The organism is uncultured Eudoraea sp., from assembly GCF_947258525.1.
Classification (GTDB): domain Bacteria; phylum Bacteroidota; class Bacteroidia; order Flavobacteriales; family Flavobacteriaceae; genus Eudoraea.
Window position 1 is genome coordinate 1 of the sequence record NZ_CAMYIP010000082.1, and the last position, 4,468, is coordinate 4,468.

Genomic DNA, 4,468 nt, shown 5'->3' on the forward strand with positions numbered 1-4,468 from the left:
GTCAAAATGGTACCCTAATAAATCGCCTCCACCCAACTGGTATTCATTTACAATCCCAAAAGTAGGGCTATTGGCCTGGTTACCACCTCCCAATGTGCTGACCAGGGCTTTAATCAAGGTAGTTTTCCCGGAGCCCATTTTTCCATAAAAACAAAGGGTTTTAGACGAAACATGGTTTAATATTTCCTTGGCAACGGCATCTAGCTGTTCAATTGTATAGATTATTTTCTGCATATATAGGATAAATTCAGTATATTTAATTAAGTGATCTATGTTGAAGTAAAAAAGTACAAATTATTCAAGATTGTAAAATTAGTTTAAATTTTAAATAAGGTTACCAATGCTATCCAGATGGCACAAAAAATATCGATCAGATCGTATGATTGCTTTGTTGATAGCAATGTTGCCTTTTGCATTGTACATTCATTTATTGTTTAGTAATAATACCAATTCATTGGAAGTCTTTGGAATAGACTTTCCACATGTATATAGTTCAAATAACGTATTTATTTGGTTTCTTCTTAAGAATATAGTACCCACTTGTCTTCTTTTGACCTGGTTTTTCACCGTAACATGGAATTGGAAATATCTTTTAATTCCTTTCACAATTTTGTATTTGAATAAGTCTTTAGATGAATTAGATGATACCTTAATTATGTATTTCCCCAATATTTTTAATAATGAGTTGTACACAATGATTTTTATATTGATGATGGATTTGTGTTTTATCATTGTCATTGTAATGTTAGATAATAAGTACTTTAAATATTATAGGAAAAGGAAAATTGAGTTTTCAATAAAATCTATTCTAAGAAGTAATAGTAAGTATTCAAATAAAATTTATCGTGAGAATTTGAAGTATTTGAATGGGAATAAATCCAAAATGAACTGGACAAAATATCTTCAGAAAATTTTTAATGTGAAATTAGCAATAGAAAACCGACTTAGTATATATGGTGGTTCTAAAAATAATTCATTTAGACCTCAACGAGATCATTTAAATTTAGTGGTAATTTCTATTTTAATCTTTTCCATAATTCTCTGGTTTGTCCATTATTTTGTTCCTGAAAATACGCAGAAATTGGATCTAGGCATAATCCAGGTTTACAATAATGGATTCCTTAACGTGAGAATCTTTATTTGGTTTTTAGTACAGAAGCTAATTATTTTAATACCTATGATTATATGGTTTCTTAGCTGTCAGCACTGGTGGAAATACGCCATCCTTTCACCAATAATATTATACTCCTACCAGTTTTGGGAAGCTACACAAGATGTCGAAAGTTTAGATGCCGCAGGGAATATTAATGCATTTCCAGCTATATTTTGTGTTGTCCTTGTACTTCTGGCACTATCCAAGGCTATCAAATATCGGGTGGAAATATTAACGATGTACGAATACCTGCTCGAAGAGATAGATGATCTCATGAATAACCCGGATTTTATTGCGAATAAAGGACTTTATAAAAAGTTAAGAAGATACATTGAACTAAAGGAAGAAATAGCCAAGGAAACCAATACCAAGAAGCAATTAATGAGATTAATTTCGCTGCGAGAAGAATTGCTAAAACACCTGCAAATAAATTATTTATTAAGTCTGGTCGTTTAAACGTTTTTGCGTTTTTTCTATCTCTTCTGTGACCTCTTTAAGCAGTCTTTTTAGTTCCTCTTCCTGTTTTTCTTTAATCTTTTCCTCAATAAGTTGTTCAATCTCTTGTTTCCTGGAATTGGGTAACTGATCAAAATCAAGGATTTCAGGTTCTTCTTGTTTTTTCAACATTTCACCTTCGCCTGTTATCAGCCAGACTACATTAAGTTGAGGATAAACTTTAAGGATGTTTTCGATCACATCGCTACCAATTGAGGCATTGTTTTTTTTCATTCGTAAGGTATAACCATTACTTGCACCAATTGAAATATCAAATTGCCTTGCACTCAAGCCGGCAAATTTAATAAACTGCATTAGTCGATCTATGGTTTTTAGCATTACCTAGAAAATAATCGATATAAAGATACATTTTTTCAATGAAATGGTGGAGATGTCCATAATATTTAATCAAAACTTAAGTGTAAATGAGTAATTTATATAATTAAATAGAAAAAAACCTATAATTATTTGTATATATAGAAAATAATCTATAATATTATGTCATAATGTTTTGGTTAGCCAATCGATTCATGAAATTAATAGAGTTTGCAACCTCAAATTTCAGAATAAATGATCTTACAGGGATAAAGTATCGAAGATGAATAAAATTAAGACTCTGGAAAATTTACAAAAATTACATTTGCTTATCGAGACAGAGTGTACTGGTTCTCCAAGGGCCCTGGCCGGGAGAATGGAGTTAAGCGAGCGTTCTGTCTATAATCTTCTGGAGATTTTAAAGGATTTTAATGCACCCATTGAATATAACCGCAGGCGTAAAACCTATTATTACCGGAATTACTTTAAACTGGATTTTCGTATTTCGCTTTCTGTAACGAATAATGATGAAGTAACGGAATTTTATAAGGGGAGCTATTTGAATTAGCTATAAATGCAAAAATAAAAACTAAAGAATAGGAGATTTGTTAATTAGTTTTTCGTTTGATCTCTCTTAAAGGCCAGCTTTAAGTAGCTGGTCTTTATTATATATTAATCTGTCCTTAGTATTTCCTCAAATGAAAGAATCTGCAACTTATGTTCTCTAACGACCATATTCGCCATTCCCCGGTTTCAGCTTCATTTTGGTCCTGAATTCTTTAGAAGACATCACTTCCCTGCCATTGGCTTTGGCAATTACATGTATCCTGTCCAGCAGGTCACTATTGCCGGCCAATTTGGTCCTTTCCGTATCATACCAGATGTTGTCCTCAATACCTACCCTAACTCCTCCGCCAACGGCAATGGCCGTTGAATTCATTTTAAGTTGTGCATTCCCAATCCCGGCCAAACTCCACAAAGAATTTTCAGGAAGGTCCTGGATCATGATCCCGGCATGCAGCAAATTGGCCTGGGAACAGGCAATATTTCCAAGGAGCAGGTTAAAATAATGGGGCGCTTCGAGCAAACCTTTTTTTATCAGGTATTTTGAAAAATTAACCATTCCAATATCAAATGCCTCCAATTCCGGAACAATTCCCCTTTCTTTCATTATGGCTGCCAATTGCTGTATCATATCTGGCGTATTCATGCTGGCAACTTTGTTAAAATTCAAAGAACTCAGGGTTAAACTACCCATATCCGGTTTAAGAGCATTTTCCAGGTAAAGGGCGTCTGCCCGTTGCTCCAGTTCTTTAAAATTTCTACCGCTCAGGGAAACGCAAATCACCAGATAGGGGTCAAATTTTCGGATCCCGCCAATTATTTCGCTGTAGATTTCCTTTTTATAACTGGGTTCTTCGGTGACCTCATCACGAGCATGCAGGTGTACCATGGTAATCCCCGCTTCAGAAGCCTTATGTACATCTTCGACAATCTCAGATACACTAACAGGTACATGAGGCGTCATTTTTTTTGTGGGGATCATCCCCGTAGGGGTAAAATTGATTATTAATTTTTCAGACATAATACCAAACAGTTTTTACCGGAAATACGATCACCAGAAGGCAATACAAGATATCGTCTTTATTGCACCGGACCATCACTGAATCTAAGGTATGTAAAAACAGGAATAAGCGGATAATTTTTTATAATTACTAGTTGTGATGTTGGAAAGTGTAGCTGTTATGCTATTTAGTGACCTATATTACAATGGTTTAAGAGTTTGGTCGCCGGGAGATAATCCTTGAGATTCTTCAGCTTAAACTATTGGGGTTAACCAGGAACTAAATCTTTGATCAGGAATATTTAAAAAGAAAAATATAGATGGACCAGAAAAAACAAAAGATAAAAAAGCTGTAAAGGATGAAAGAAATGGTAGCCCTTTTTTTCATAAGATCCGGTTTTATTTAAAAATTTAGGAACCCTATAGTAATACTTTTCTTCCTTTTAGCACAGAAAATCCGTTTTTAGGTATATAAAATCGATAAAAAGGCAAAATTCACGGATATAATCCATGCAAATTTGTGGTCAATTAACAATTATGCTCTCCAGAAAATCGCCAATAAAATAAGCCACTACGGCGGCAATACCACCCAATAATAAGGTTTCTAATATTCCTTTCCAGAAAGTTGTCTGGTTTACAAATGCTTTTAGCCAGCCAATTATTATAAAACCTATTGCCGTAAATAGGGATGAAAGAAGAAAAAGATCTCTTTCCAGCGGGTAGATAAAATCTAACACATAAACCGAAAGGGGAATAAGCCCTATAATAATAAATGAAACATATGTAACCCCGCCTATAATTACCGGGGATTTATCCTCATCAAACATTACCAATTCCTCTTTCATCATCACATTCACCCATCGCTCTTTATCGCTGGTAATCACTTTAACCACTTCTTCCAAAAGTTCTCCTTCAAAGCCCTGTTCCCTGTATATAACCCT

6 protein-coding genes are annotated in these 4,468 nt (G+C 34.2%); 2 read left to right on the plus strand and 4 right to left on the minus strand.

Annotated features, from left to right (window positions below):
• Positions 1–234: tRNA (adenosine(37)-N6)-threonylcarbamoyltransferase complex ATPase subunit type 1 TsaE (locus tag Q0X89_RS06790; RefSeq protein ID WP_297692443.1), on the minus strand; the 234-nt coding region annotated here is incomplete at its 3' end.
• Between the two features lie 106 nt (positions 235–340).
• Here Q0X89_RS06790 and Q0X89_RS06795 point away from each other — a divergent pair.
• The gene (locus tag Q0X89_RS06795; protein ID WP_297692444.1) at positions 341–1,609 is read left to right on the plus strand and encodes a hypothetical protein; all 1,269 of its coding nucleotides are present in this window, start codon (positions 341–343) and stop codon (positions 1,607–1,609) included.
• Here the strand turns inward: Q0X89_RS06795 and Q0X89_RS06800 are convergent.
• On the minus strand, positions 1,592–1,963 hold the full coding sequence (locus Q0X89_RS06800; RefSeq protein WP_367177026.1) for a hypothetical protein: 372 nt from the start codon (positions 1,961–1,963) through the stop codon (positions 1,592–1,594). The genes Q0X89_RS06795 and Q0X89_RS06800 overlap by 18 nt on opposite strands.
• A gap of 283 nt (positions 1,964–2,246) precedes the next feature.
• On the opposite strand from Q0X89_RS06800, the gene Q0X89_RS06805 reads away from it, so the two are divergent.
• Positions 2,247–2,531 carry an HTH domain-containing protein gene (locus Q0X89_RS06805; protein ID WP_297692447.1) on the plus strand — a complete coding sequence of 95 codons (285 nt, stop codon included), beginning with the start codon at positions 2,247–2,249 and terminating at the stop codon, positions 2,529–2,531.
• A gap of 156 nt (positions 2,532–2,687) precedes the next feature.
• Here Q0X89_RS06805 and Q0X89_RS06810 read toward each other — a convergent pair whose 3' ends face one another.
• On the minus strand, positions 2,688–3,548 hold the full coding sequence (locus Q0X89_RS06810) for a 3-keto-5-aminohexanoate cleavage protein (protein WP_297692449.1): 861 nt from the start codon (positions 3,546–3,548) through the stop codon (positions 2,688–2,690).
• 503 nt (positions 3,549–4,051) lie between these two features.
• The coding region (locus Q0X89_RS06815; RefSeq protein ID WP_297692451.1) for a VIT1/CCC1 transporter family protein at positions 4,052–4,468 on the minus strand (417 nt) is incomplete at its 5' end.

Bases quoted from the DNA above. Each gene is read 5' to 3' on its own strand.
- Q0X89_RS06795 (WP_297692444.1), top strand. From the start codon at position 341: ATGCTATCCAGATGGCACAAAAAATATCGATCAGATCGTATGATTGCT.
- Q0X89_RS06800 (WP_367177026.1), bottom strand. From the start codon at position 1,963: ATGCAGTTTATTAAATTTGCCGGCTTGAGTGCAAGGCAATTTGATATT.
- Q0X89_RS06805 (WP_297692447.1), top strand. From the start codon at position 2,247: ATGAATAAAATTAAGACTCTGGAAAATTTACAAAAATTACATTTGCTT.
- Q0X89_RS06810 (WP_297692449.1), bottom strand. From the start codon at position 3,548: ATGTCTGAAAAATTAATAATCAATTTTACCCCTACGGGGATGATCCCC.